The following is a 23,921-nucleotide window of genomic DNA, read 5'->3' on the forward strand; positions in this document are numbered from 1 at the left end:
AGGACCTGATGTTCCGCACGATGATGAAGTCGAAGATCCATCGCGCCACCGTGACGCATGCCGATCTGCACTACGTCGGCTCGGTCACCATCGACCCCGATCTCATGGAGGCCGCGGATCTACTGGAAGGCGAGCAGGTCACCATTGTCGATATCGACAACGGTGCCCGGCTGGAGACCTACGCGATTACCGGCACGCGCGGTAGCGGTGTCATCGGGATCAATGGGGCCGCAGCACACTTGGTACACCCGGGGGACCTGGTGATCATCATCGCCTACGGCGTGATGAGCGACGAGGAGGCCCGGACCTTCACTCCGCGGGTGGTGTTCGTGGACTCGGACAATAAGAAGGTGGAGCTGGGCGAGCACGCCGGTGATCCGGCCTACGTGCCTGAGAACTTCGGCCTGGTGTCACCACGCGGTCTGGTGTAGCCATGCTGCTGGCGATCGACGTACGCAATACCCACACCGTGCTGGGCCTCGTCTCCGGTACGGGTGAGCACGCCAAGGTTTCTCAGCATTGGCGGATTCGTACCGAGGCCGAGATCACCGCCGACGAGCTGGCACTGACCATCGACGGGCTGATCGGCGACGATAGCGAGACCCTCACCGGAGTCGCCGCGCTTTCCACCGTGCCCTCTGTTCTGCACGAGATGCGCGGGATGTTCGATCAGTACTGGTCCTCGGTTCCGCAGGTGTTGATCGAGCCCGGCGTGCGCACGGGGCTGCCGCTGTTGGTCGACAACCCCAAAGAGGTCGGCGCCGATCGCATCGTCAATTGCCTTGCCGCACATCACAGATTTGGTTCGGCGTGCATCGTGGTGGATTTCGGGTCTTCGATCTGTGTGGATGTGGTGTCCGCCAAGGGGGAATTTCTCGGCGGGGCCATCGCACCCGGCGTGCAGGTGTCCTCCGATGCCGCCGCGGCCCGCAGTGCCGCGCTGCGCAGAGTTGAGCTGACCCGCCCACGTTCCGTCGTGGGAAAGAACACGGTGGAGTGCATGCAGTCGGGCGCGGTCTTCGGCTTCGCCGGCCTGGTGGATGGGCTGGTGGAGCGGGTGCGCCGCGATATCGAGGGCTTTGGTGGCGCCGGAGTCACGGTGGTGGCCACCGGACACACCGCGCCGCTGATCCTGCCCGAGACCCACACCGTCGACCGTTATGAGGAACACCTCACACTCGACGGCTTGCGGCTGGTGTACGAACGGAACCGGGCTGACCAGCGCGGCAAGGCGCGCGCGACCCGATAGATATGGACACAACAGAATCGGCGGCGTAGTTCCGGCACGCGGCACTACCGCTAAGCTGCCGAGACGTGACTGATCCTGACGCGCAGACCAGCTTGCCGGAACAATTTCGTATCCGGCAGGCCAAGCGCGAGAAGCTGCTCGCCGAAGGTACCCAGCCGTATCCGGTGGAGGTGCCTCGGACCCATAGCCTCAAGCAGATTCGAGAGGCTTACCCGGATCTGGACACCGACACCAGTACCGGCGATCAGGTGGGTGTGGCGGGGCGGGTCATCTTCTCCCGTAATACCGGCAAGCTCTGCTTCGCGACGCTTCAGGAGGGTGACGGCACCTCCTTGCAGGTGATGATCAGCCTTGCCAGTGTCGGTGAGCAGTCGCTCGCGGACTGGAAGAACGACGTCGACCTCGGCGACATTGTGTTTGTGCACGGCGAGGTCATCAGTTCACGCCGTGGCGAGCTGAGCGTCATGGCGGACGGCTGGCAGATGGCGTCGAAGTCCCTGCGGCCGCTCCCCGTTGCTCACAAGGAGATGTCCGAAGAGACCAGAGTGCGCCAGCGTTACGTGGACCTGATCGTGCGGCCGGAGGCGCGGCAGATCGCACGGCAGCGTGTCGCGGTGATGCGCGCTATTCGTGACGCCCTGCACCGTCGCGGATTCTTGGAGTTGGAGACGCCGATCTTGCAGACTCTCGCCGGAGGTGCCGCGGCTCGCCCGTTCATTACGCATTCAAACGCACTCGATATGGACCTGTATCTGCGTATTGCGCCGGAACTTTTCCTGAAAAAGGCACTGGTGGGTGGCTTCGACAAGATTTTTGAACTCAATCGGGTATTCCGAAATGAGGGCGCGGATTCCACACATTCACCCGAATTCGTGATGTTGGAAACATACGAGACGTACGGCACATACGATACCGCCGCGACAATGATCCGGGAGCTCATCCAAGAAGTAGCCGACGATGCAATGGGCACCCGGCAAGTGACGTTGCCCGATGGGTCCATCTACGACTTGGACGGTGAGTGGACGACGCTGGAAATGTATCCGTCGTTGTCAGAAGCGCTGGGGGAGGCGATCACGCCCGATACGCCGGTTGCCGAGCTATGGAAGATCGCAGATCGGGTGGGCGCCGAGATTCCCACCGACCGCGGTTACGGACACGGGAAACTCGTCGAGGAACTGTGGGAACATCAGGTTGGCGATAAAATGTACGCGCCGACTTTTGTCAGGGATTTCCCAGTTGAGACATCCCCGCTTACTCGTCAGCACCGGAGTATTGCGGGTGTCACCGAGAAGTGGGACTTGTATGTTCGGGGCTTTGAATTGGCCACCGGATACTCGGAGTTGATCGACCCCGTCATTCAGCGCGAAAGATTCGCTGACCAGGCACGATTGGCGGCCGCCGGTGATGACGAGGCGATGAGTCTTGACGAGGATTTCCTCGGTGCGATGGAACATGCGATGCCACCTGCCGCAGGAACCGGGATGGGGATCGACCGGTTGTTGATGGCTCTTACCGGATTGGGAATTCGGGAAACGATCTTGTTCCCGATTGTGAGGCCGACGCTCTGATCCACGCGTCCGAATTTTTGTCACACTTTTCAACTATGAGTGTAGTGAAACGCTTGCCTTGAGCGGAACACGCGCAGCCTTGCGCGTATGTTGAACTTTGCGGCAATCCATGGCATGTTTGAAGTGGACCAACGGGGGTTCCGCTTTTGGAAGGAAAAGGAATGGCTAAGAAGGTCACGGTCACGCTTGTCGACGACGTCGATGGCGAAGCGCCCGCCGATGAGACCGTTGAATTCGGGATTGACGGTGTGACTTACGAGATCGACCTTTCTTCCAAGAATGCGGAGAAGCTGCGTAATCAGCTCTCTGCATGGGTGGAGCACGCGCGTCGCGTGAGTGGGCGTCGTCGCGGGCGGGGGAGTTCGGGTACAAGTCGCGGGCGTGCCAGCATCGATCGCGAGCAGAGCGCGGCGATCCGTGAGTGGGCACGTAAGAACGGGCACAATGTCTCGTCGCGCGGCCGCATTCCCGCGGAAGTTGTCGACGCCTTCAACGCGGCCAACTAGTACGTCTCCCGGGCAATTTCGCTTACGGCGAAGCCGGGTCAATATCGGAAACGTTTTCACCGCATCTGGCGTTGTTCGGTTGCCTAACAAGCACCGCCGGGTGCGGTGATTTCGTGTAAGTGGGGCCATCTCCAGGTATGCGAACACCGCGCCGACTACGGCCGACCACTAGAGTGGCGATTAGGTCCTAGTGCCAGCGGGGATGAGCCGTTTGGGGGGAGCCCCGAGCGGCAACATGAACCGCTTGCGCAAAGGCCGGACGAGGAAGCGAGGGAGACCGATGTTCGAAAGATTCACTGACCGCGCAAGGCGGGTGGTTGTGCTGGCCCAAGAAGAGGCCCGCATGCTCAACCACAACTACATCGGCACCGAGCACATCCTGCTGGGCCTCATCCGTGAGGGTGAAGGCGTCGCGGCGCAGGTGCTGGTGAAGCTGGGCGCTGAGCTGACCCGGGTGCGTCAGCAGGTCATCCAGCTGCTGAGCGGCTACCAGGGCAAGGAGACCGCCGAGTCCGGCACCAGCGGCCGCGGTGGCGAAGCAGGCACACCGTCGACCTCGCTGGTGCTTGACCAGTTCGGCCGCAACCTGACTGCCGCCGCCATGGAAGGCAAGCTCGATCCGGTCATCGGCCGCGAGAAGGAAATCGAGCGGGTCATGCAGGTGCTGAGCCGTCGCACCAAGAACAACCCGGTGCTGATCGGTGAGCCCGGTGTCGGTAAGACCGCCGTGGTCGAGGGACTGGCGCAGGCCATCGTGCATGGCGAGGTGCCCGAGACGCTGAAGAACAAGCAGCTGTACACCCTGGACCTGGGGTCCCTGGTGGCCGGCAGCCGGTACCGCGGTGATTTCGAGGAGCGCCTCAAGAAGGTGCTCAAGGAGATCAACACCCGCGGCGACATCATCCTGTTCATCGACGAGCTGCACACGCTGGTGGGTGCGGGCGCGGCCGAGGGCGCGATCGACGCCGCGTCGATCCTGAAGCCGAAGCTGGCTCGTGGCGAGCTGCAGACCATCGGTGCGACCACTCTCGACGAGTACCGCAAGTACATCGAGAAGGACGCCGCCCTGGAGCGCCGGTTCCAGCCGGTGCAGGTGGGCGAGCCGACGGTCGAGCACACCATCGAGATCCTCAAGGGTCTGCGCGATCGCTACGAGGCACACCACCGGGTGTCCATCACCGACGGCGCGCTGGTCGCGGCGGCCACCCTGGCCGACCGGTACATCAACGACAGGTTCTTGCCCGACAAGGCAATCGACCTGATCGATGAGGCCGGTGCCCGGATGCGCATCCGCCGGATGACCGCTCCGCCAGACCTGCGCGAGTTCGACGAGAAGATCGCCGACGCGCGCCGGGAGAAGGAATCGGCCATCGACGCCCAGGACTTCGAGAAGGCCGCGCGCTTGCGCGACTCCGAGAAGCAGCTGGTCGCGCAGCGTGCCGATCGCGAAAAGCAGTGGCGTTCAGGTGATCTGGACGTGGTTGCGGAAGTCGATGATGAGCAGATCGCCGAGGTGCTGGGCAACTGGACCGGTATCCCCGTGTTCAAGCTCACCGAGGAGGAGACAACTCGGCTGCTGCGTATGGAAGATGAGCTGCACAAGCGGATCATCGGCCAAGAGGATGCCGTCAAGGCAGTCTCCAAGGCCATCCGCCGTACCCGCGCCGGTCTGAAGGACCCGCGGCGTCCCTCGGGCTCGTTCATCTTCGCCGGCCCGTCCGGTGTGGGTAAGACCGAGCTGTCCAAGGCGCTGGCCAACTTCCTGTTCGGCGACGACGACGCCCTCATCCAGATCGACATGGGTGAGTTCCACGACCGCTTCACCGCCTCAAGGCTTTTCGGCGCTCCTCCGGGATACGTCGGCTACGAGGAGGGCGGCCAGCTCACCGAGAAGGTGCGTCGCAAGCCGTTCAGCGTCGTGTTGTTCGACGAGATCGAGAAGGCACACCAGGAGATCTACAACACCCTGTTGCAGGTTCTCGAGGACGGGCGTCTCACCGACGGCCAGGGTCGCACAGTCGATTTCAAGAACACCGTGCTGATCTTCACCTCGAACCTGGGCACATCGGATATCTCGAAGGCCGTGGGCCTCGGATTCTCCGAGGGTGCTGCCGGTTCGAACTACGAGCGGATGAAGCAGAAGGTCCACGACGAGCTCAAGAAGCACTTCCGTCCGGAATTCCTCAACCGCATCGACGACATCATCGTCTTCGAGCAGTTGACGCAGGAACAGATCATCGAGATGGTCGACCTGATGATCGGCCGGGTGGGCAAGCAGCTCAAGGCCAAGGACATGGAGATGGAACTCTCCGACAAGGCCAAGGCGCTGCTCGCCAAGCGCGGGTTCGACCCGGTGCTGGGCGCGCGGCCGCTGCGCCGGACCATCCAGCGCGAGATCGAGGACACCCTCTCGGAGAAGATCCTCTTCAACGAGGTTGGCCCCGGCGAGCTGGTCACGGTCGACGTCGAAGGCTGGGATGGCGAGGGCGCCGGCGAGGACGCGAAGTTCACCTTCGTCGGCCGTCCGAAGCCCGCGCTGGTCACTGGTGAGGAGCCGGCCGCCGACCTGGCCGCCTCTGCCTCTGAGTAGTCGGTTCTGATCGAACGCCCGGTTGCCGCATTGCGCGGCAGCCGGGCGTTCGGCGTTTCCGGGCCCGCTGCGTAGGGTCTGGGCATGGAAACCAGCTCGGAAGCGGCGGCGAGGGGCGAGCGTCGCCGGATGCGCACGCGCACAGCCTTGTTGGATGCCGCGGAGCGATTGTTGTCGCGGCACTCCGCGGACGCGGTCCGCATGGAGGATGTCGCTGAGCTGGCGGGCATGTCTGCGGCTTCGGTGTATGTCCATTTCGGGACCAAGGACGCGTTGGTGTCGGCGGTGATGCAACGCCTGTTGGAGATATCGATGGTGGAGCTGACGGCCGCGTATTCCAGTGAGGGAACGGCGTTCGAGCAGGTGCGGCAGGCGGGACTGGCCTACATGAGGCTGTTGATCGATCACCCGGCTTTGACGCGGTACGTCGCGGTGAACGCCATCGGCGGACCCGCCAACCCGTTCGATGAGGTCGTGGCCGAGCGCCTGGACGTGCTCCGGGTGGCGTTCGAGGAACGTATTCAGGCGGCGGTCGATGACGGTGAGATCCGGCCGGTGGACAGCCGATTGCTCTCCTACTTCCTGTTCGGTTCGTGGAGTGGGGTGGCTGCCCTCGCATTGCGTGACGACGGCGCGCGTCTCACCGCAGAAGAGGTCGAACAGTGTCTGATACAGGCGCGCGACCTTTTGACCTGGGGTATTACCCCCATTGATTAAATTAGAGTCTGACTCTAAACTTCTCGGGCATGACGCCCACAACGCTGCGCAGGGTTGATCCCGGTGCGCAGGACGACCTGCTGCGCCGCTCATATGTCGCATTTCTGGGTACCCGTGCCGGACGTTGGACGGCAATCAACATCGCCCCCAAGATCGACCCCTGGTTACTGAAGATTTCACGCGGGCGCCTCGGCATGGCGTTGATGCTGCCGTCCACGCTGATCACCACCATCGGGGCCAGGACCGGCCAGCCGCGCACCAACGCGGTGCTGTACTTCCATGACGGCGACGATGTCATCGTCATCGCGTCCAGTTATGGCAGGGACAGCCACCCCGCCTGGTACTACAACCCGAAGGCCAATCCCCGCGTCACGATCGGGGACGGGCAGCAGATGACGGCCGTCGAGGTGGCCGAGGCGGCCGAACGGGACAGGCTCTGGGGATCGGCGGACAGGGTCTATCCGCTGTTCGCCGATTATCGTGTGCGTGCGGCCGCGCTCGGTCGCCGCATCCCGATTATCCGGTTGAGTCAAAATGTCTGAACTGAAACGGGTTTCGATAACTCGGGTGTGCTACGCCGCGGCCGCCGCGGTGGCGTTTCTGTACCTTCCGCTGGCGATGAATTACACCTGGCCGCTTTTCTTCCCCGGAACGCCCCGGCTGCAGGATGGGCTGAACACCCTCATCAACGGCTCCGCATACGCCGTGGGGGAAGGCTCGGTGGAGGCGGTTCGGCACAGTGACTACTCCGAGCATCGCGCCGTGATGGCCGTGCACACCACGCTGGGGGCAATCGCGCTGGGGCTCGCCATGTTTCAGTTCTCCGGCCGAATGCGTTCCCGTCACCCCGCCGTGCATCGATGGATGGGCAGGGCCTATTTGGCGCTCATGACCGTGAGCATGTTGACGGCAATCATCTTCCTGGCCGCGGCTCCATACGTTGGCCATTTCATCGGGCGCGCATTTGATCTACAGCTGTGGGCGCTGGCTCTGGGCACCCTCGGCAGCGCGTGGTTCGCTCTGTACGCCATTCGGAATCGCGATGTGATCACCCATCGTGCCTGGATGACCTACAGCGTGGCGCTGATGATGACCGCGCCGCTGCTGCGGGTGCTGTGGATCGGAATTCAGCCGATCGTGCCGCAGCATGATCTCCTGACCAATCTCGGGGCCAGTGCCATCGTGCTCGGCGTGATGGCCCCGTTCGGTGCGGCCGCCGCCTTCGTGATGGTTCAACCGGCAGGCAGGGCGCCGGTGCGGCGGTACTCCGTTGCGAGCTATGTACTGAGTGCGGGACTGGCTCTGTCGGGGTCCATCGGGTACGCGGCGCTGGCACTGCGTCTGCCGGAGTACATCCCACGTTCCCTGGCGGCCTACCACCTGGTGCCGCTGTGGATCGCGCTGGCGATCTCAATCGCGGGTGCCTGGCGGGCGCGTGCGCGCGGTCAGGGTGTGCGCGAACAACGTTGGCGCTGGCTGATGTGGGGTCTGGCGATCGCACCTATCGCCGCCTGCGCCACCGTGGTGGTCAGCGCGCCCGTCTACTCCGCATCGGACGCCGTCATCGCCGGCGGCATGGTGGGCGCGCCCGGACCCATCACCGTCGCCTTCGCTCTGATCGTGCATAACGCCGCGCGCCGGATATCGGGGCCGACAGCGCGCACAGCGCAGCGGGACAACGTCACGACTGCAGCAGCGGCCTGACTTCCTGCCCGAGCGCATGGATGTAGCCCAGCAGATCAGGCTCATTGCCGGTGGGGGATGCGATGAAGTCGGTGACGCCCAGATCTCGTATTTCAGATAGCGTGTCGGCGACTTCGGCGGCGCTACCGCCAATGCTCGTCGAGGCGTCGAATGAGATTCCGGGATAGTGGCCCGGATCCGCCGCGATGAGTTCGGCGGCTTGGGCACCGACGCTGATCGTGCGGCTCAGGAAGATCCGGTGACCGGGCTGTGGCGTTATCAGTGCGCAGTATCCGGCAATGGCGCCGCTGCTCACCATGCTCGTGAGCAATGTGCCGTCGCCGAGTTGGCCCGCGAGGCGCAGCGAATTCGGGCCGTTCGCGCCGATCATGATGGGCAGCGGTGCCGGGGGAGTCCAGTCCAGTCGCACCCGGTCGAGCGTGATGTATCGTCCCGTGACACTGATTTCCTTGCCTGCGAACAGGTTTCGCAATGCCGTGACGTATTCTTCGAGAAGGGTCAGCGGCGAGGTGACCTTGGCGCCAATCTGTGCCATGTGTGGCTGCCAGCCGTGTCCGACCCCCGGTATGACCCTGCCCGGGAAGTTACGGGCCAAGATGCTGAAATCCATTGCCGCTGTCACCACATTGCGTACCGGCGTGGAGAGGAATCCGGTACCCACACTGATCCGGTCGGTGACCGCCAGAGCCAGCGAGGCATACGCGATGGAGGTCGTGGCGAAACAGTCCTCGCAGACCCACAGATAGTCCAGCCCGGCGGCGTCGGCCGCGCGGGCCACGTCGGGCAGCCGTTCCGGAGGCAGGGAGGGCGGCACCATCAGGCCAAGGGAAGTGGGTGAGCTCATGCCGCCAGCCTAGGCGTAGGCTGCATTCAGAATCCCTTGCTGCGCAGGTAGTTCGCCAGGGTGACGATGGCAGCCGGGTTGCGTGGTCCCTCGACGAGTGCGGCGTACGGCAGCACGATGAAGTTCCCGTCCCGCACCGCGCGGGTGTGCTTCATCAGCGGTTGCGACTTGAGCAGGTTGATCTTGGCTTCGGCGGTGTTGTTGGGCCCCACTCCGTAGTCGCAGATGATGATCACCTGCGGGTCTCGCTGAGCCGCGGTTTCCCAGGCGCTGGTGGTCCAGCTGTCGCCGAGGTCGGAGAATATGTTGCGGCCACCGGCCTTCTCGATGATCTGTTGGGGCGCGGCGGTATTGCCGGATGTGAACGGCTCGGCCTCCCCGCTGTCGTACAGGAATACGCGTACGGGCGCCTGCTCGTGCGGAGCATGGGTCTGCACGTCCTCGATGGTCTTGCGATAGCCGGCGATCAGCTCCCGGGCACGGTCCGATACCCCGAAGATGGTGCCCAGGTTGGTGAGGTCTTCATACAGGGCGTCTAGGGGCGCCTTGATGCCGCGCCGCGCTGTTCCGGGCTGTCGGCATGCCTCGGTGAGCTGATAGGGCTTCGCCCCGATGGTCCGCACCCAATCCGGGGTTAACCCCGAGGTTTCGCTGAATCCGTAACTCCATCCGGCGAAGACGAGATCGGGGCGCGCGGCCTGCACGGCTTCGCGTGTGAATCCCTGCCCCAGGTTCGTGGTCGACTCGAATTGCGCCTTCCACGGCGACGTGGCGACGTCTCGGTCCTGCCCGGAGTCCAGGAAATAGCCCGCCATCTGATCCTGCAGGCCGAGTGCGAACAGCATTTCGGTGACCCCGGTGTCGTTGGTGACGGCCCGGGTCACCGGCACCGGAACCTCTAGGGGTGCGCCGCAATTGTCCACGGACGCACGCTGGGTTCCGGGGCTCTTCTCCTCGATGGTCGCGCAGCTCGCCGCAAGCAGCGATAGCACCGCCGCCACGCCTATGAGTGCCTTCATTCCTTCTCCTGTCCTCCGGCGTCGAAGATGATCTGCGGTACCCCGCTGCGCGGATGGGCGATGACATGGCAGTCGATGCCAAACCATCGGCCGACGGACGCCGCGGTGATCACCTCGTGCGGTGATCCGGACAGCACCACACGGCCATCGGCCATGACGTGAATCGTGTCGCAGTACTGTGCCGCGAGATTGAGGTCGTGCAGTGCGGCGATGATGGTGATGCCCAGCGAGCGAGCGGAACTCAGTATCGAGTACTGGTGGCGTACGTCCAGATGGTTGGTCGGCTCGTCGAGCACCAAGACGCGCGGCTGTTGCGCGAGGGCACGGGCGATCAGAACCCGCTGGCGCTCGCCACCGGACAGTGAGCTGAACTTGCGGCCGGTGAGTGCCACCACATCGGCCGTCTCGGTGGCCTGCAGGCAGATTCTTCTGTCCAGATCGGAGGTGCCGCGCAGTGCGGTGCCGTGCGGGAGCCGGCCGGTGGAGATGACTTCTCCGGCGGTGAAGTCGAAGTCCAATGACATGTCCTGAGTCAGCGCCGCCACCTGGCGGGCGTTCTCCCGCATGCTGATTGCCCGTACCGAAACACCGTCGACGGCGACCTCCCCGGTATCGGGAGTGAGTGCGCGGTACAGGCAGCGCAGGGTTGTCGACTTGCCGCTGCCATTGGGGCCGACTATGCCGACGAATCCGCCGGCCACGACGTCCATATCGATATCCGAAATGATCCGTGCGCCCGCAATGCTCACCGACACGCCGCGATAACTGACGTCCATCAGCCGACCGCTCCCGCCGACATCGCGCGGCGACGCATCAACCCCACGAAGACGGGCACCCCGACCGCGGCGGTGATGGCGCCAAGCGGCAGCTCCTGTGGTGGAATGGCTATCCGCGCAACGAGGTCAGCGGCGACCAGGAAGCAGGCGCCCAGCACCGGGGCCACCATCAGCACGCGCCGATGATCCGCGCCGACCACCAGCCGCGCGGCGTGCGGAATGACCAGTCCCACGAATCCGACCGCGCCGCAAATGGATACGAAGCACCCGGTCATGACCGCTGACAATACGAACAGTGCCACCCGGAACCGGCCGGCGTGCAGACCCAGTGACGCGCTCACCTCATCGCCCATGGCGAGCGCGTTGAGCTGGCGGGCAAGTGCCGCGACGCAGAAGATCCCGATCGCGGTCGCGGCGAGCGCCACCGGAACCTTGTCCCACGACGACGCGCCGAGGCTGCCCAGTAGCCAGAACATGACGCTGCGCGCCGCCTCCCCGTTGGGCGCCAGGAAAACCAGGACCGTGGTCACCGCGGACAAGCCATAACCCACCGCCGTACCCACCAAGACCAGCCGCAGTGGCATCAAACCCTGTGGAGTACGTGCGATCTGGTACACCAGCGCGGTCGCGGCGAGAGCACCCAACGACGCGGACAGTGATAGCGCGTATGCGCCCAGGCTGCCGAGCACCCCATAGACGACCACCGCGGTGGCCCCCACTGATGCTCCCGACGAAATACCGAGAACGTATGGATCGGCGAGCGCGTTGCGCACCATCGCCTGCACGATCACGCCCACCACGCTGAGCCCCGCGCCCACAAGGATCGCCAGGATCACCCGAGGCAGCCGCGATTCGACGACGATTCGGTAGTTCGCGGCGTCGATGGCGGTCACCGGGCCGCCGGTAGCGCCGGCCCACAGGAAGCGCAGGCAGTCACCCCAGGGCACGTCGGCGGTGCCGAAGGCAAGCGCGGTCACCGAGAGCAGCACCAGCGTCACCAGGCCGCCGACCATCGCAAGGATCAGCGACCGTCCATGCTGTGCGGCGGGCATCGACATTCCTGCTTCGTCGGGCTGCCGGCACGAAGGCATGACGGATACGCGTTATGGCGCTACCCGCCATGCAGTCCCTCGGCACCGGCGAATGACCGCACCGGCTGGTGCGGCCGCGCTGGCAGGTCTTCGGGCTCGCGGACACGAGGCATGGACGCCTCACCTATCGGCGGCTGCTTCCCGGGGCCATCGCCCAGTGCAGTACGTGCCACCGTCGTTTCCACTTACCGCTGCGGGGCAGCTCCGGATTCACACCGGATTCCCTCTTGCGATCCCCGGCAGCATTCCTTGGTGCCTCGGGGAAACCAACGCGGGCCAAAACTATCACTCGAACGCGCAGACCAGCCGGGTCGACTAAGCTCAATCCGTCCTTCGACAGGACGGGAACCTGGTGTGATTCCAGGACGGTCGCGCCACTGTGAAAGTCAGACCCTGCTGTCGAGAAGAACAGATCGGGACGCGGTATCCCGAAAGGAGCATCATGGCCCAGGTTTCTTCCGTCAGCCGTCCGGTTGCGGTCTCTTTGCCCCAGGCGGCACTCTGGCTCAGCATTACCGCGTTCCTCGCGCTGCTGACCTACTACTTCGTCGGCGTCGACCAAGGCGCCGTATCGGTCTTCGGGAGCGACATGCACGTGCATGAGTTCGTGCACGATGCCCGTCACTTCCTCGGCTTCCCCTGCCACTGAGTCGGCCCGCACTCAATGAACAAGTCAATAGGGTCGATCATTTTGCGTGCCCTGGGCTTCGGTGCCCTGGGCGGTGTACTGGCTTTCGTGTTCGGCCGGATCGCGGTCGAACCGGTCATCAATCGGGCCATCGAATACGAAGAGGGACGTGGCGAGGCCCAGCACACACTCGATGAGGCCGCCGGTGTGCACCACCACGGCCATGAGGGTGCCGAGCTGTTCACCCGGACCGTGCAGGAGAACGTGGGCCTGTTCTTCGGGATGCTGCTGTTCGGGCTGGCCATGGGTGCGCTGTTCGCGGTGGTGTACACGGTGGCCATCGGCCGCCTGGGCAACCTGACGGCGCGAAATCTTGCCCTGGTGGTCTCCGGCGGCATGTTCTTGGCCTTCTACGTGACACCGTTCCTGAAGTACCCACCGAACCCGCCGGCGGCGAGCGCGGAGGAGACCATTAAGGAACGCACCGGTTTGTACTTGCTGATGGTCGTGGTCTCGATAGTCGCCCTGGTCGCCGCGGTATGGCTGAGCCGCAGACTGGCGGACCGGTACGGGAACTGGACGGCCAACATCATCGCGGGTGGGGCCTACATCGTCGTGACGGTGCTGATCATGTTGGTCTTGCCGAACATCGCCGAGACGCCGGGGCCGTTGCTCGACGCGGCGGGGAACATCGTGTTCCCCAGCTTCCCGGCGCAGGATCTTTACCTGTTCAGGCTGTACTCGCTTATCGCACAGGCCATTCTGTGGGCAACGATCGCTATCGGCTTCGCCACGGTGATCGAACGCAAGCCCGTCGATGCCGAGGCTGCCGTCTAGCTAGCCGCCGAGTCTGCGTCTCACGACGTTTTCTGCCCAGAATCCGTCGTGAGACGCAGACTCGTCTCTTAACCCAGCTTCTTGAAGACGCCCTTGGCCAAGCCGATGACCCAGCCGGCCGCGCCGGGGCCGAATGCGCGATCCCAGTTCAGTTGGAAGCTCACCACATACGGCTGATGCTTGCGGTCTTCGGCGTACCAACTGAACGTGAGGTCGCCGGGAAGATTGCCGCCCTTGGCCGCGATATAGCGCCAGTTTTCGCTGTGCAGATCGATTCCGGGCTCGGCAGCAAGGATGGCGCGCACCGGTGCCGCGGGCCCGACAGCGACTTTTTGCAGTGCGGCGTGGACGCGGCAGATGTCCTCGGCGTTGCCGTACCACTCGATGCCGTATTTGGACGCGGGCGTGGTGGTGCGGTCCGGGTCCAGGTCGTAGTCGTGGGTGTCGGCCTCGGCCATCATCTGACCGCGCTGCTCGGGTGTCGTGGTGTCTTTCCACTGCTGGCGCACATCCGGTTTGCCCCAGCCGATATTGAACAGCTCATGCATGGTGGGGAACGGCGTCATCGATGCCGGGTCATGATGCCCCGCATCGGCGAGCGCCTTCTCGATCGCGTGCCGGCCCAGGCGGTTGATCAACATGTCGGTGCCCATGTTGTCGCTCACCGAGATCATCTTCTGGGCGGCGGTGCGCACCGACACCGTCGAGCCCGTCGGCAGCTTGTCCATCGAGCTGCCGAGCGCTTTGCCGCGGTCGGTGACGGTGAGCTGGTCATCCCACTTGAGGGTGCCCGCGTTGATCGCGGTGCCGGTGGCCAACAACACGTAAAGCTTGAAAACCGAAGCCAGCGGCATGGATACGGACGTGTTGGTCCCGGCGATCTGCTGGCACTGGCCGTCGACGATCTTGGAGGCCCGGTACGAGTATCGGCCGCCCGAGGCCGACAACGCGGCGTCCACGTCGGACCAATCGGCAATGGTCGGTGGCTGCTGGTACGGAACCAGCCTGTCGACATCGCCCTTGTCGTTGGTGCGGAGCCCGATGTCCACGTTCGCGCCGTACGGCGCGATCAGGTGGACGGTGGAGCTGTTCGCGCCAAGGTCCACCGAGCTGACCTTGTACGGGCGGTCCACCCACAGTTTGGTCATGATCTCGGTGTAGTCGTCGACCTTATTGGCGGCGGCCATGGTCGCCACACCCTGCTTGCCGATGGGCCAGTTGGAGTTGAGCATGTCGATCAACTGTTGCGACCGAAGCCCGGGCGGCGTGCTGGTATCGACATCACCATGCGGCACCTGCCGCAGCTTGATACCGCATCCCGCCGTGCTGCCCAGCGACAGAGTCACCGCGGCCACCGCGCATACGGAAACGGCGCGCGTCACGCGCGCACGTAGCGAACCCTCGTTCACGCCTTGGCGGCGGCCCCGGTCACGTCGAGCACAACCTCGAACTCCAACAGGTGAGCGCCAGTAGCCACGGGTTTGGTCTGCTGACCGGCATGTGCTTCGACCGCCGGGCCGGTGGCCCAGGCCTGGAAGGCCTCCTCGGACTCCCACTGGGTGACCACGAAGTATCGGTCCTCGCCCTTCACGGGACGAAGTAGCTGAAAGCCCAGGAACCCGGGCTGGTTCTCCACGGCTCCGGCCCGGTGAGCGAACCGCTTCTCCAGCTCCGGACCTGCACCTTCGGGGATCTCGATTGCGTTGATCTTCACCACGGACATGGGACAAGGCTACCGGTCGGGGGAAATGACAGGGGCGGGCATCATGAGTGGCATGCACGGCGACCACATCACCGATCACGGCGGGCGTTCCGGGGGCCCCGCGCTGGTGCTGGTGCACGGGCTCATGGGCCGGGGCAGTACCTGGTCGCGGCAGTTGCCGTGGCTGCGCGAGCACGGCCGGGTCTATACCTATGACGCACCGTGGCATCGGGGCCGCGATGTTCTTGACGTACAACCCGTTTCGACGGAGCGCTACGTGGACGCGCTGGCCGGCGCGGTGCGGTCGGTGGGCTCTCCCGTGGTGCTCATCGGGCACTCGATGGGTGGGCTGCATTCCTGGTGCCTGGCCGCGCAGCACCCGGAGCTGGTGTCTGCCCTGGTCGTGGAGGATATGGCGCCCGATTTCGTCGGTGGCACGACGGGTCCGTGGGAACCCTGGCTGTATTCATGGCCAGAGGTGTTCACCTCGGTCGGCGAATTCACCACGCGATTCGGCGACGTCGCCGGCCGATACTTCCGGGAGGCATTCGACCGCACCGAGGACGGCTGGCGACTGCACGGACCCATCGACAAATGGATATCGACGGCAGCCGAATGGGGCGTCCGCGACTTTTGGGGTCAGTGGCGGGCGGTCCGCTGTCCGGCGCTGTTGCTGGAAGCGGACGACACGGTGACGCCGGCGGGCCAGATGCAGAAGATGGCCGAAATAGGGCGGCGAACAACGTATTTCAAGATCAATGGGTCGGGGCATTTGATGCATGACGATTCACCGGACCTTTACCGCGGCGCCGTCTGCGACTTCCTCGTGGCGACGGGTGTGCCGCGGCCGCCGGTCGTAGCCTGAAGCGATGAGTCCGCTATCCCGCCGTCGCCTTCTCACCTCGGCGGCGGGCGCCGCGGCATTCAGCGCGGCCGCCGCGCTCATGCCCACGAACGTCCAGCGCGTCCTGGCCCAGCCGGCACCCCGAACCGGCTCGCTCAAGGACGTCGAACACGTCGTCGTCCTCATGATGGAGAACCGGTCTTTTGACCACTACTTCGGCACCCTGTCCGGTGTCCGGGGCTTCGATGACCCGACCGCGGTCACTCTCTCGACCGGGAAGTCGGTCTTCCATCAGCCCGATTCGCGCAACCCCGACGGCTATCTGCTGCCCTTCCACCTGGACACCTCGGTGAACAGCGTGCAGAAGATCCCGACCACCAGCCATGCCTGGTCGGTGCAGCACGACTCGTGGAACCACGGGAAAATGGACAACTGGATGGCCGCACATCGCAAGCCCGACGGTGAGAACTACCCGTATGTGATGGGCTACTACGAGCGCGCGGACATCCCATTTCATTTCGCGCTCGCCGAGGCGTTCACGGTCTGCGACAACTTTCATTCTTCGGTGATGGGACCGACCTGGCCCAACCGGATGATGTGGATGACCGGCACCATCGATCCCGATGCCGCGCATGGCGGCCCCATCACCTGGAATACCCCGGTGCCCGGTGGGTATCGCTGGACCACCTACGCCGAGCGCCTGGAAGCGGCGGGGGTGAGTTGGCGGGTGTATGCCGAAGAAGACGATTTCGGCGGCTGCAACGTGCTCAAGCTCTTCAGTCGATTTCAGCAGAGTGGGCCGGGAGAGCCCTTGTATGACAAGGGAATAGCCCCGGTGAGTGCGACACGGTTCGAGGAGGACGCCCGGGCGGGAACACTGCCGGCGGTGTCCTGGATCGTGATGACCAGTACCGCCAGTGAGCATCCCGCGTATCGGCCTGCCGATGGCGCGGCCTACGTCGCCAGCAAGATCGACGCGATTGCCGCCAATCCCGAGGTGTGGGCCAAGACGGTGTTCATCCTGAATTACGACGAAAATGACGGGTTGTTCGATCATGTGGTGCCGCCGACCCCGCCGCCCGGTACCCCGGGCGAGTGGGTCAAGGATCTGCCGATTGGTGGCGGGTTCCGGGTGCCGGCCATTGTGATTTCGCCGTGGTCGGTCGGGGGCTGGGTGGCCAGCGAACCGTTCGACCACACCTCGGTGCTGCGCTTTCTTGAAGAGTTCACGGGTGTGCGTGAGCCGAACATCTCGGCATGGCGGCGCAAGACGTTCGGAAACATGTTCTCGGCCTTTGGTTTTGATGGCCCGACGCGGTCGGCGCCGGGGCTGCCCGATACCGCGGCGGTGGTCGCGGCGGCCGATCACACGGACACCTTGCCGCCGCCGGCGTTGCCGCCCGCGCCGCAGCGCGCCCCGGTGCAAGAGCCGGGATCGCGCCCGCGCCGCTAATCGCGCGTCAGGATGGTTTCCATGTCGCGCCGCCGCGGTCGCGGATCTTCGGCGAAGGTGCCGCCCAGCGGTGCCGCGACCCGGAACTGATCGAGGTGGATTCGGAAGTTGTTGTTCCGCCTGGCTATCCAGCTGAGTGCGAGTGTCAGGGCAAAAGGCGATAACAAGACGAGGGTGGCGGCGAGGATGGCCATGGCGCTAATTGTGTTCAGATAAACATCGCGCCAACAGTGGCGGAATTGACGACCTTCGATAATATTCAGCCATGTTGCGTTCGGTTGCCGCCCTGGTGCTGGACCAGGTCGCCGTGTTCGAGTTCGGGGTCATCTGCGAGGTCTTCGGGCTGGATCGTACTCGCGACGGTGTTCCCAACTTCGATTTCCGGGTATGCGGGGAGGAACCCGGCGTGCCCTTGCGGACCACGGTCGGTGTGTCGCTCATCCCCGAACACGGGCTTGACGGACTCGCTGATGCCGACCTGGTGGCACTTCCGGCGCGACCGTTCACCAAGGGTTACCCGCCCGAGGCGCTGGAGGCGGTACGGGCCGCGTGGGAGCGGGGTGCCACCGTGCTCACCGTCTGCTCGGGTGTCTTCATCGCGGGCGCGGCAGGGCTGCTGGATGGCCGTCGCTGCACCACGCACTGGATGTACACCGATGAGTTGGCCCGCCGGTACCCGACGGCGACGGTGGACCGGGACGTGTTGTTCGTTGACGACGGCGACCTGATCACCAGCGCCGGGACCGCCGCCGGAATCGACGCGTGCCTGCACCTGGTGCGCCGCGAACTCGGCAGCGAGATCACCAACAAGATCGCACGGCGCATGGTGGTGCCGCCTCAGCGCACCGGTGGTCAGCGTCAGTTCATCCCGCAACCGGTTCCCGATGTCGCCGCCGACGGCTTTGGTGGCCTCTTCGACTGGCTGATCGAAAACATCGATCAGAGTCACACGGTGGCCGACCTTGCCGCACGCGTTCACATGTCGACTCGTACCTTTGCGCGCAAGTTCGCCGATCAGACCGGCGTGACGCCGATGCGTTGGATCATCGATCAACGGGTGCTGCTGGCCCGGCGCCTCCTGGAGGAGACGGACCTGGATGTCGATGCCGTCGCGGCCCGTAGCGGATTCGGCACTGCCATCCTGCTGCGCCACCACTTCCGCCGTGGCGTGGGCATCACACCCACCGATTACCGCAAGGCCTTCGCGGTCGCGGCGAGCTAGCCGCCCTCACCGGCGAGCGCGAACCGGCCGTCCGCCGTCTGTTCCACCAGCCCGTCGACCAGAAGCGAATCCAGCGCCCGGTCACGCTGCGCGATATCGGAGAGCCACACCACGTCGAGCTGGGCTCTTGTCACCGGAATGCTGCTGCCGCGCAGAACATCCAGTAGCCGCCCTCGTACCTGGCGATCGGTGCCGGCGTACTTCTGGACGGGCCGGGCCGGGGTGTCCAGCTCGGGACGGCCCGCTTCGCGCCATGTGCAGGAGCTCAACGGACATATCGGGCACTGCGGTGCGCGGGCAGTGCACACCAGGGCACCCAGTTCCATGAGCGCCGCCGAGAACCGGGCGCCGTTCTCCACCGGCAGCAGCGCCTCCGCGTCGCGCAGGTCCCGTGCCGACGGCGCCGAATCGGCGACGCCGTGCACCACGCGTGCGATGACGCGGCGGACATTGGTGTCCACCACCGGGACTCGCTGTCCGTACCCGAAGCAGGCGATGGCGCGGGCCGTGTACGCCCCGACGCCGGGCAGCGTCAGCAGGGTTTCCACGTCGTCCGGCACCCGGTCGTCGTAGTCGCGCGCCAGTACCGTCGCGCACTCGTGCAGACGCATGGCACGCCGCGGATAACCGAGCTTGCCCCATGCCCGCAATACTTCTGCCACAGAGGTTTTCGCCATCGCGGACGGAACCGGCCAGCGTGCCACCCAATCACGCCACACCGGCTCGACCCGGGACACCGGCGTCTGCTGCAGCATCACCTCGCTGATGAGGATGTGCCACGGTGTGGCCTCGGGGTGGCGCCAGGGGAGATCCCGTTCGGCGGTATCGAACCAGCTCAAAAGTTCGTCAGGGCACAATGTCGGGTATGACAGCTGATCCGAGGTCCGCCTGGAAGGCACTCAAAGAGGGTAACCAGCGTTTTGTTGGTGGTTTTCCGCAGCATCCGAGCCAGAGCATTGCGCGGCGCGCGGAGTTGGCGAACGGTCAGCACCCCAATGTGTTGTTGTTCGGGTGTTCCGATAGCCGGGTGGCGGCGGAGATCATTTTTGATCAGGGCCTGGGGGATATGTTCATCGTGCGTACTGCCGGTCAGGTGATCGACTCGGCGGTGTTGGGCTCGATTGAGTATGCGGTGGCGGTGTTGGGTGTGCCGTTGATCGCGATCTTGGGCCATGACTCTTGTGGTGCGGTGGGGGCCACGGTGGCGGCGCTGGATACCGGTGAGGTGCCCAGTGGGTATATCCGGGATTTGGTGGTGCGGGTGATGCCGTCGATCTTGGGTGGGCGCAAGGATGGGTTGTCGCGGATCGATGAGTTCGAGGCTCGTCATGTTGAGGAAACCGGCACCAAGTTGTTGCAGCGTTCGCAGGTGGTGGCCGATGCTGTCAAGGCCAACAAGCTGGCCCTTGTGTATCTGACCTACAAACTGGCCGACGGCCGCGTTGTCCTACACGGCCACGTCGGCGATATCGGCGAGTAGCAAGTAGAAAACCCCAGGTCATGCTGCATTCGGCAAACATCACATGGCATCTTGATGCCGGTAATGGGAGAATTAGAACGAATGCAGATTTCTCTGGGGGAGGGATGGGTAGTTCGGTGTGTACGTTGCTGCCATACGGGGGTGGCGACAGATGAGCCGCGACACGGGTCGTAGGCAGCCCAAGCACGCACTGCCCAAATCAAATAAGCGCTGGTCAGTCAGTAAAACTGCGGCGGGACGCGTCATCTTCGCGCTGCTGGCCTGCGGCAGTTTGGTGGTAACCGGAGCGGGCTGGCAGGTCTTCTACAAGGCGTTCAGCCACGTGCCCACCTCGGGTGCGGAGGCCGAAGGCGGCAAGTCGAACGACGGCTCCATGAACATGCTGTTGATCGGTCTGGACTCGCGGAAGGACCAGGACGGAAACGACCTGCCCCGGGCCGTCCTGAATCAGTTGCACGCCGGCGACTCAGATGCCGGCGGATACAACACCAACACCCTGATCCTGGTGCACGTCGGTGCCGACAACAAGGTCACTGCTTTCTCCATCCCCCGTGACGACTGGGTGCCCGCGGAAGGCATTCCGGGCTACAAGCACATCAAGATCAAGGAAGCCTACGGCCTGACCAAGGCGAATGAGGCGGACAAGCTCGTCAACGAGGGCATCACCGATCAGGCGACACTGGAGCAACAGAGCCGCGAGGCCGGTCGGCGCGCGACCCTGAACGCCGTGCACCGGCTGACCGGTCAGCCCATCGATTACTTCGCCGAGGTCAACCTGGTCGGTTTCTACGACCTGGCCTCCGAGCTGGGCGGCATCACCGTCTGCCTGAACAGTGCCGTCTATGACAGCTACTCGGGTGCCAATTTCCCCGCCGGAGAACAAACCCTCAACGCTTCACAGGCACTGGCCTTCGTGCGCCAACGCCACGGGCTGGAAAACGGCGACCTCGACCGCACGCACCGTCAGCAGGCGTTCCTGATCTCGGTGATGCAGCAGCTGCGCAATGCCGGCACGCTCACCGACATCACCAAACTGAACGGCTTGATGAAGGTCGTCCACAAGGATGTGGTGCTGTCAAAGGGCTGGACGGAGAAGCAATTCCAGCGCCTTGGGCAGATCGCTGACGGCAATGTGAACTTCCAGACGCTGCCCGTGGTGCGATACGACAACATCGACGGCGCGGACGTCAACATCGTGGACCCCGTCGCTATTCGCGCCAAGGTGGCTGCCGCCTTCAAGGGTGAGGATGCCGCGCCCGCATCCGCGGCGACGACACCCACCAGCACCGTCGATGTCGTGAATGCGACTTCGACATCCGGCCTGGCATCGACGATTTCGTCCGCACTGGTCAGCCGCGGTTACACCAGGGGCGACGTGCGGGATCCGCTCAGCGGCGAATCGACAGGCACCGGCATCGATTACGGCGTCGGTGCCGACGCCGATGCCAAGGCGATGTCCACCATGTTGGGCATCGAGACGGAACCCATCGCTGATCCGACGTTGGCGCCCGGACGAATTCGCGTCATGCTGGGCACCGGATACTCCGCACCCAGCGATGTCATGAGCGCCGAGGACAGCGGAACGGCAAGCTCGATGTCCAGTTCGTCGAGCTCGGGATCGTACGGAGACTACGCACCGCCGGACTCGGGTAAGCCGGTGGTCAGTAGCAGCAGCGGCGTGCCCTGTGTGAACTGATCCGAAACAAACCGCCCAAGAGCCCCAAATCGCCCCCAAATAGCACTGTGAAGTCTGTGCAGCTCGCCGACACGCCGAGCGAGGTCGGCCATCCCAAAGTGACCTGCGCTTACCGTTGAATCGTGATGGACATGCACCCTTCCGGCCCGCTGCCTTCTGAGATCTATTGGCGGCGCCGCGCCCTCGCGATCGGCGTGGCGGTGGTCCTGGTCGCCATTGTCGCGGCGGTGGTCTTCGCGTTGGTCGGCGGCAGCGCTGGGGCCGACACGAAGGCTGCGGATAAGCCCGCCGACACTGCCGCCCCGGCAGGTAAGCCCGTCATCTTGCCGCCCAATGAGATCAACAAGCCTGCCGACAAACCCGTAGAAGCCCCGGTGCACGACGGGCCGCCCATCGCCAAGCCCGAGTTGGTGCCCCCGGTGGCGATGAACCCGGGAGACGACTGCCCGGACGCGACACTCGCGGTGAAGGCCTCTACCGACAAGCCCAGCTACCTGGCCGGGGAACAGCCCAAGTTCACCATGGTGGTCACCAATATCGGCCTGGTGCAATGCAAGCGCGACGTGGGCGCCGCGGTGCTGGCGGCGTCGGTGTTCAGCCTGGACAACAAGCGGATCTGGGCGAATCTGGACTGTGCTCCGTCCCAGGAATCGGCGATCAAGACCTTCAACCCTGGCGAGCAGGTGACCACCGAGGTCACCTGGACCGGAATGGGTTCTGCGCCCAACTGCCCGCTGCCGCGTCCGGCCATCGGCCCGGGCACCTACTCGCTGGTGGTGCAGCTCGGTGATCTGCGCAGTGCGCCGGTGCCGTTCATCATTGGCGAGAAGCCCGCGGACGCACCGGCGCCCGCGGCGCCCCCGGCCTAGCCGGTCTGCTCGGTAAGCGTCGATTCGGCCAGCCGCGACAGGCCCTCCCGGATATGGCGGGCCCACATCGCGCCGATTCCTTCCACCGACTGCAGGTCCGTCGCGCTGGCGGCCAGTAGCCCCTGCAGGGAGCCGAATGCGCGGACCAGTCTGTCGATGTGCGCGAACTGAAGCCGGGGAATGTGTGTCATGGCCCGGTAGCCCCGGGAACTCATCGCGGTGTCCTGGGCCTCGACGGTGGACGGGTATCCGAACGTACGGGAGAGCACCGTGAGGTCCAGCAGATCGGTGTCCGAGAGCGCGTCCAGATCCTCCAACGTCGAGGCGATCTGTGCCTGCGTCGGTGGTTCGGGGTTCGCGTGATAGTCCCTGACCAGTAGCTCGCGCTCGGTGTCGTTATCGCCGACCAGCTCGCCGATCTGCAGCTTGAGCTGGCGTCCGTCGGTGCCGAGTTCGATGACATCGAGCTCGATGTCCTGGCTGATCCGTCGCACCAGCTCCAGACGCTGTGCCACCGTCATGACGTCCCGCAGCGTCACGAAGTCCTCGATCTCGGCGGTGGCCAGTGACGACGTCACCTCGTCGAGTCGGGTCTTGTAGCGCTCCAGGGTGGACACCGCCTGGTTCACCCTGGACATGACGGTGGCCGAATCCATGACAACGTGCCGGATTCCGGCGGTGTACACGCTCACGATGTTCATTGAATGGCTAACCGACACAACGGGATAATCGGTTTGAATGGCGGTGCGCTCCGCGGAGCGGTGCCGGGTGCCGGACTCATCCGTCGGAATGGACGGGTCCGGCACCAGTTGCACGTTGGCGCGCACAATGCGGGAGCCGTCCGTGGACAGCACCACGGCGCCGTCCATCTTGGAGAGCTCGCGAAGCCGTGTGGGGGCGAATGCGACATCGAGGGAGAAGCCGCCGTCGCAGATGCTCTCGACCTTGTCGTCGTAGCCGAGGACGATCAGTGCCCCGGTGCGACCACGAAGAATGCGCTCCAGGCCGTCGCGCAGGGGTGTGCCAGGCGCCAATCGGGCCAGCGTTTCCCGCATTCTTGCGTTGGCTTCCGCGTTGTCCATCGCGCACCTCCCTCTCCAGGCTCGGCTTGCCGCAGTTAGATTAC

24 protein-coding genes, 1 pseudogene and 1 riboswitch are annotated in these 23,921 nt (G+C 64.5%); of the genes and pseudogenes, 16 read left to right on the plus strand and 9 right to left on the minus strand.

Annotation, left to right across the window (positions count from 1 at the left end; genetic code table 11):
• Positions 1–8: 8 nt before the first annotated feature.
• The 8 genes and pseudogenes from panD to ABG82_RS03355 all read left to right on the plus strand — a co-directional run bounded on the left by panD (position 9) and on the right by ABG82_RS03355 (position 8,334).
• Positions 9–431: an aspartate 1-decarboxylase gene (panD, locus tag ABG82_RS03320; RefSeq protein ID WP_043080511.1), complete on the plus strand. Its 423-nt coding sequence runs from the start codon at positions 9–11 to the stop codon at positions 429–431.
• Between the two features lie 2 nt (positions 432–433).
• On the plus strand, positions 434–1,249 hold the full coding sequence (locus ABG82_RS03325; protein ID WP_043080510.1) for a type III pantothenate kinase: 816 nt from the start codon (positions 434–436) through the stop codon (positions 1,247–1,249).
• A gap of 65 nt (positions 1,250–1,314) precedes the next feature.
• Positions 1,315–2,817 (plus strand): lysine--tRNA ligase, encoded by a 1,503-nt coding sequence (lysS, locus tag ABG82_RS03330; protein WP_043080509.1) that lies wholly within the window; start codon positions 1,315–1,317, stop codon positions 2,815–2,817.
• A 161-nt stretch (positions 2,818–2,978) separates the two neighbouring features.
• Positions 2,979–3,323 carry a histone-like nucleoid-structuring protein Lsr2 gene (gene lsr2, locus ABG82_RS03335; RefSeq protein ID WP_043080508.1) on the plus strand — a complete coding sequence of 115 codons (345 nt, stop codon included), beginning with the start codon at positions 2,979–2,981 and terminating at the stop codon, positions 3,321–3,323.
• A 292-nt stretch (positions 3,324–3,615) separates the two neighbouring features.
• Positions 3,616–5,913, plus strand: a pseudogene (locus tag ABG82_RS03340) (ATP-dependent Clp protease ATP-binding subunit); the annotation flags it as partial.
• Between the two features lie 84 nt (positions 5,914–5,997).
• On the plus strand, positions 5,998–6,630 hold the full coding sequence (locus ABG82_RS03345; protein WP_052511150.1) for a TetR/AcrR family transcriptional regulator: 633 nt from the start codon (positions 5,998–6,000) through the stop codon (positions 6,628–6,630).
• A gap of 29 nt (positions 6,631–6,659) precedes the next feature.
• Complete coding sequence (locus ABG82_RS03350) at positions 6,660–7,172, plus strand: nitroreductase/quinone reductase family protein (RefSeq protein ID WP_052511149.1); 513 nt, start codon at positions 6,660–6,662, stop codon at positions 7,170–7,172.
• Positions 7,165–8,334: a DUF2306 domain-containing protein gene (locus ABG82_RS03355; protein WP_078343917.1), complete on the plus strand. Its 1,170-nt coding sequence runs from the start codon at positions 7,165–7,167 to the stop codon at positions 8,332–8,334. Before ABG82_RS03350 ends, ABG82_RS03355 begins: the two co-directional genes overlap by 8 nt.
• Here ABG82_RS03355 and ABG82_RS03360 read toward each other — a convergent pair.
• From ABG82_RS03360 to ABG82_RS03375, 4 genes are read right to left on the minus strand one after another with little or no spacing between them, the layout of a single operon-like run.
• Positions 8,312–9,178: an LLM class flavin-dependent oxidoreductase gene (locus ABG82_RS03360; protein ID WP_043080505.1), complete on the minus strand. Its 867-nt coding sequence runs from the start codon at positions 9,176–9,178 to the stop codon at positions 8,312–8,314. The genes ABG82_RS03355 and ABG82_RS03360 overlap by 23 nt on opposite strands.
• A gap of 26 nt (positions 9,179–9,204) precedes the next feature.
• Complete coding sequence (locus ABG82_RS03365; RefSeq protein ID WP_043080504.1) at positions 9,205–10,197, minus strand: ABC transporter substrate-binding protein; 993 nt, start codon at positions 10,195–10,197, stop codon at positions 9,205–9,207.
• A complete protein-coding gene (locus ABG82_RS03370; RefSeq protein WP_043080503.1) occupies positions 10,194–10,973 on the minus strand; it encodes an ABC transporter ATP-binding protein in 780 nt (259 codons plus the stop codon). The genes ABG82_RS03365 and ABG82_RS03370 overlap by 4 nt, the downstream gene beginning before the upstream one ends.
• Positions 10,973–12,031: a FecCD family ABC transporter permease gene (locus ABG82_RS03375; RefSeq protein ID WP_043080502.1), complete on the minus strand. Its 1,059-nt coding sequence runs from the start codon at positions 12,029–12,031 to the stop codon at positions 10,973–10,975. Before ABG82_RS03375 ends, ABG82_RS03370 begins: the two co-directional genes overlap by 1 nt.
• 97 nt (positions 12,032–12,128) lie before the next feature.
• A riboswitch (cobalamin riboswitch) is annotated at positions 12,129–12,350 on the minus strand.
• 156 nt (positions 12,351–12,506) lie between these two features.
• Here ABG82_RS03375 and ABG82_RS03380 point away from each other — a divergent pair.
• Positions 12,507–12,713, plus strand: coding sequence for a CbtB domain-containing protein (locus ABG82_RS03380; protein WP_043080501.1), 207 nt, complete (start codon positions 12,507–12,509; stop codon positions 12,711–12,713).
• A 15-nt stretch (positions 12,714–12,728) separates the two neighbouring features.
• On the plus strand, positions 12,729–13,529 hold the full coding sequence (locus ABG82_RS03385) for a CbtA family protein (RefSeq protein ID WP_043080500.1): 801 nt from the start codon (positions 12,729–12,731) through the stop codon (positions 13,527–13,529).
• 68 nt (positions 13,530–13,597) lie between these two features.
• On the opposite strand, the gene ABG82_RS03390 is transcribed toward ABG82_RS03385, so the two are convergent.
• Positions 13,598–14,938, minus strand: coding sequence for a serine hydrolase (locus tag ABG82_RS03390; protein ID WP_043080499.1), 1,341 nt, complete (start codon positions 14,936–14,938; stop codon positions 13,598–13,600).
• The gene (gene mhuD / locus ABG82_RS03395; protein ID WP_043080498.1) at positions 14,935–15,252 is read right to left on the minus strand and encodes a mycobilin-forming heme oxygenase MhuD; all 318 of its coding nucleotides are present in this window, start codon (positions 15,250–15,252) and stop codon (positions 14,935–14,937) included. The genes ABG82_RS03390 and mhuD overlap by 4 nt, the downstream gene beginning before the upstream one ends.
• A gap of 52 nt (positions 15,253–15,304) precedes the next feature.
• Between mhuD and ABG82_RS03400 the strand changes: the two genes are divergently transcribed.
• Positions 15,305–16,096 (plus strand): alpha/beta fold hydrolase, encoded by a 792-nt coding sequence (locus ABG82_RS03400; protein WP_043080515.1) that lies wholly within the window; start codon positions 15,305–15,307, stop codon positions 16,094–16,096.
• A 4-nt stretch (positions 16,097–16,100) separates the two neighbouring features.
• The gene (locus ABG82_RS03405) at positions 16,101–17,528 is read left to right on the plus strand and encodes an alkaline phosphatase family protein (protein ID WP_043080497.1); all 1,428 of its coding nucleotides are present in this window, start codon (positions 16,101–16,103) and stop codon (positions 17,526–17,528) included.
• On the opposite strand, the gene ABG82_RS03410 is transcribed toward ABG82_RS03405, so the two are convergent.
• The gene (locus ABG82_RS03410; RefSeq protein WP_043080496.1) at positions 17,525–17,722 is read right to left on the minus strand and encodes a hypothetical protein; all 198 of its coding nucleotides are present in this window, start codon (positions 17,720–17,722) and stop codon (positions 17,525–17,527) included. The two genes, ABG82_RS03405 and ABG82_RS03410, sit on opposite strands and share 4 nt — an antisense overlap.
• Before the next feature lie 71 nt (positions 17,723–17,793).
• Here ABG82_RS03410 and ABG82_RS03415 point away from each other — a divergent pair, with 71 nt between their 5' ends.
• The gene (locus ABG82_RS03415; protein WP_043080495.1) at positions 17,794–18,750 is read left to right on the plus strand and encodes a helix-turn-helix domain-containing protein; all 957 of its coding nucleotides are present in this window, start codon (positions 17,794–17,796) and stop codon (positions 18,748–18,750) included.
• Here ABG82_RS03415 and ABG82_RS03420 read toward each other — a convergent pair.
• A complete protein-coding gene (locus ABG82_RS03420; protein ID WP_078343918.1) occupies positions 18,747–19,589 on the minus strand; it encodes an HhH-GPD family protein in 843 nt (280 codons plus the stop codon). The two genes, ABG82_RS03415 and ABG82_RS03420, sit on opposite strands and share 4 nt — an antisense overlap.
• A gap of 26 nt (positions 19,590–19,615) precedes the next feature.
• Here ABG82_RS03420 and ABG82_RS03425 point away from each other — a divergent pair, with 26 nt between their 5' ends.
• From ABG82_RS03425 to ABG82_RS03435, 3 genes are all read left to right on the plus strand, one after another.
• Positions 19,616–20,230: a carbonic anhydrase gene (locus ABG82_RS03425; protein ID WP_054173205.1), complete on the plus strand. Its 615-nt coding sequence runs from the start codon at positions 19,616–19,618 to the stop codon at positions 20,228–20,230.
• A gap of 151 nt (positions 20,231–20,381) precedes the next feature.
• Complete coding sequence (locus tag ABG82_RS03430) at positions 20,382–21,926, plus strand: LCP family protein (RefSeq protein WP_043079793.1); 1,545 nt, start codon at positions 20,382–20,384, stop codon at positions 21,924–21,926.
• Positions 21,927–22,051: 125 nt separating this feature from the next.
• Entirely contained in the window at positions 22,052–22,795 is a 744-nt protein-coding gene (locus tag ABG82_RS03435; RefSeq protein ID WP_043079792.1) for a hypothetical protein, read from the plus strand.
• Here ABG82_RS03435 and disA read toward each other — a convergent pair.
• Positions 22,792–23,877: a DNA integrity scanning diadenylate cyclase DisA gene (gene disA / locus ABG82_RS03440; protein ID WP_043079791.1), complete on the minus strand. Its 1,086-nt coding sequence runs from the start codon at positions 23,875–23,877 to the stop codon at positions 22,792–22,794. The genes ABG82_RS03435 and disA overlap by 4 nt on opposite strands.
• Positions 23,878–23,921: the final 44 nt, after the last annotated feature.

This window comes from Mycobacteroides immunogenum, from assembly GCF_001605725.1.
GTDB classification, from domain to species: domain Bacteria; phylum Actinomycetota; class Actinomycetes; order Mycobacteriales; family Mycobacteriaceae; genus Mycobacterium; species Mycobacterium immunogenum.

Coding starts and splice junctions, on each gene's coding strand:
- panD (WP_043080511.1), top strand. CDS start 9: ATGTTCCGCACGATGATGAAGTCGAAGATCCATCGCGCCACCGTGACG.
- ABG82_RS03325 (WP_043080510.1), top strand. CDS start 434: ATGCTGCTGGCGATCGACGTACGCAATACCCACACCGTGCTGGGCCTC.
- lsr2 (WP_043080508.1), top strand. CDS start 2,979: ATGGCTAAGAAGGTCACGGTCACGCTTGTCGACGACGTCGATGGCGAA.
- ABG82_RS03345 (WP_052511150.1), top strand. CDS start 5,998: ATGGAAACCAGCTCGGAAGCGGCGGCGAGGGGCGAGCGTCGCCGGATG.
- ABG82_RS03350 (WP_052511149.1), top strand. CDS start 6,660: ATGACGCCCACAACGCTGCGCAGGGTTGATCCCGGTGCGCAGGACGAC.
- ABG82_RS03355 (WP_078343917.1), top strand. CDS start 7,165: ATGTCTGAACTGAAACGGGTTTCGATAACTCGGGTGTGCTACGCCGCG.
- ABG82_RS03360 (WP_043080505.1), bottom strand. CDS start 9,178: ATGAGCTCACCCACTTCCCTTGGCCTGATGGTGCCGCCCTCCCTGCCT.
- ABG82_RS03365 (WP_043080504.1), bottom strand. CDS start 10,197: ATGAAGGCACTCATAGGCGTGGCGGCGGTGCTATCGCTGCTTGCGGCG.
- ABG82_RS03370 (WP_043080503.1), bottom strand. CDS start 10,973: ATGGACGTCAGTTATCGCGGCGTGTCGGTGAGCATTGCGGGCGCACGG.
- ABG82_RS03375 (WP_043080502.1), bottom strand. CDS start 12,031: ATGTCGATGCCCGCCGCACAGCATGGACGGTCGCTGATCCTTGCGATG.
- ABG82_RS03380 (WP_043080501.1), top strand. CDS start 12,507: ATGGCCCAGGTTTCTTCCGTCAGCCGTCCGGTTGCGGTCTCTTTGCCC.
- ABG82_RS03385 (WP_043080500.1), top strand. CDS start 12,729: ATGAACAAGTCAATAGGGTCGATCATTTTGCGTGCCCTGGGCTTCGGT.
- mhuD (WP_043080498.1), bottom strand. CDS start 15,252: ATGTCCGTGGTGAAGATCAACGCAATCGAGATCCCCGAAGGTGCAGGT.
- ABG82_RS03400 (WP_043080515.1), top strand. CDS start 15,305: ATGCACGGCGACCACATCACCGATCACGGCGGGCGTTCCGGGGGCCCC.
- ABG82_RS03405 (WP_043080497.1), top strand. CDS start 16,101: ATGAGTCCGCTATCCCGCCGTCGCCTTCTCACCTCGGCGGCGGGCGCC.
- ABG82_RS03410 (WP_043080496.1), bottom strand. CDS start 17,722: ATGGCCATCCTCGCCGCCACCCTCGTCTTGTTATCGCCTTTTGCCCTG.
- ABG82_RS03415 (WP_043080495.1), top strand. CDS start 17,794: ATGTTGCGTTCGGTTGCCGCCCTGGTGCTGGACCAGGTCGCCGTGTTC.
- ABG82_RS03425 (WP_054173205.1), top strand. CDS start 19,616: ATGACAGCTGATCCGAGGTCCGCCTGGAAGGCACTCAAAGAGGGTAAC.
- ABG82_RS03430 (WP_043079793.1), top strand. CDS start 20,382: ATGAGCCGCGACACGGGTCGTAGGCAGCCCAAGCACGCACTGCCCAAA.
- ABG82_RS03435 (WP_043079792.1), top strand. CDS start 22,052: ATGGACATGCACCCTTCCGGCCCGCTGCCTTCTGAGATCTATTGGCGG.
- disA (WP_043079791.1), bottom strand. CDS start 23,877: ATGGACAACGCGGAAGCCAACGCAAGAATGCGGGAAACGCTGGCCCGA.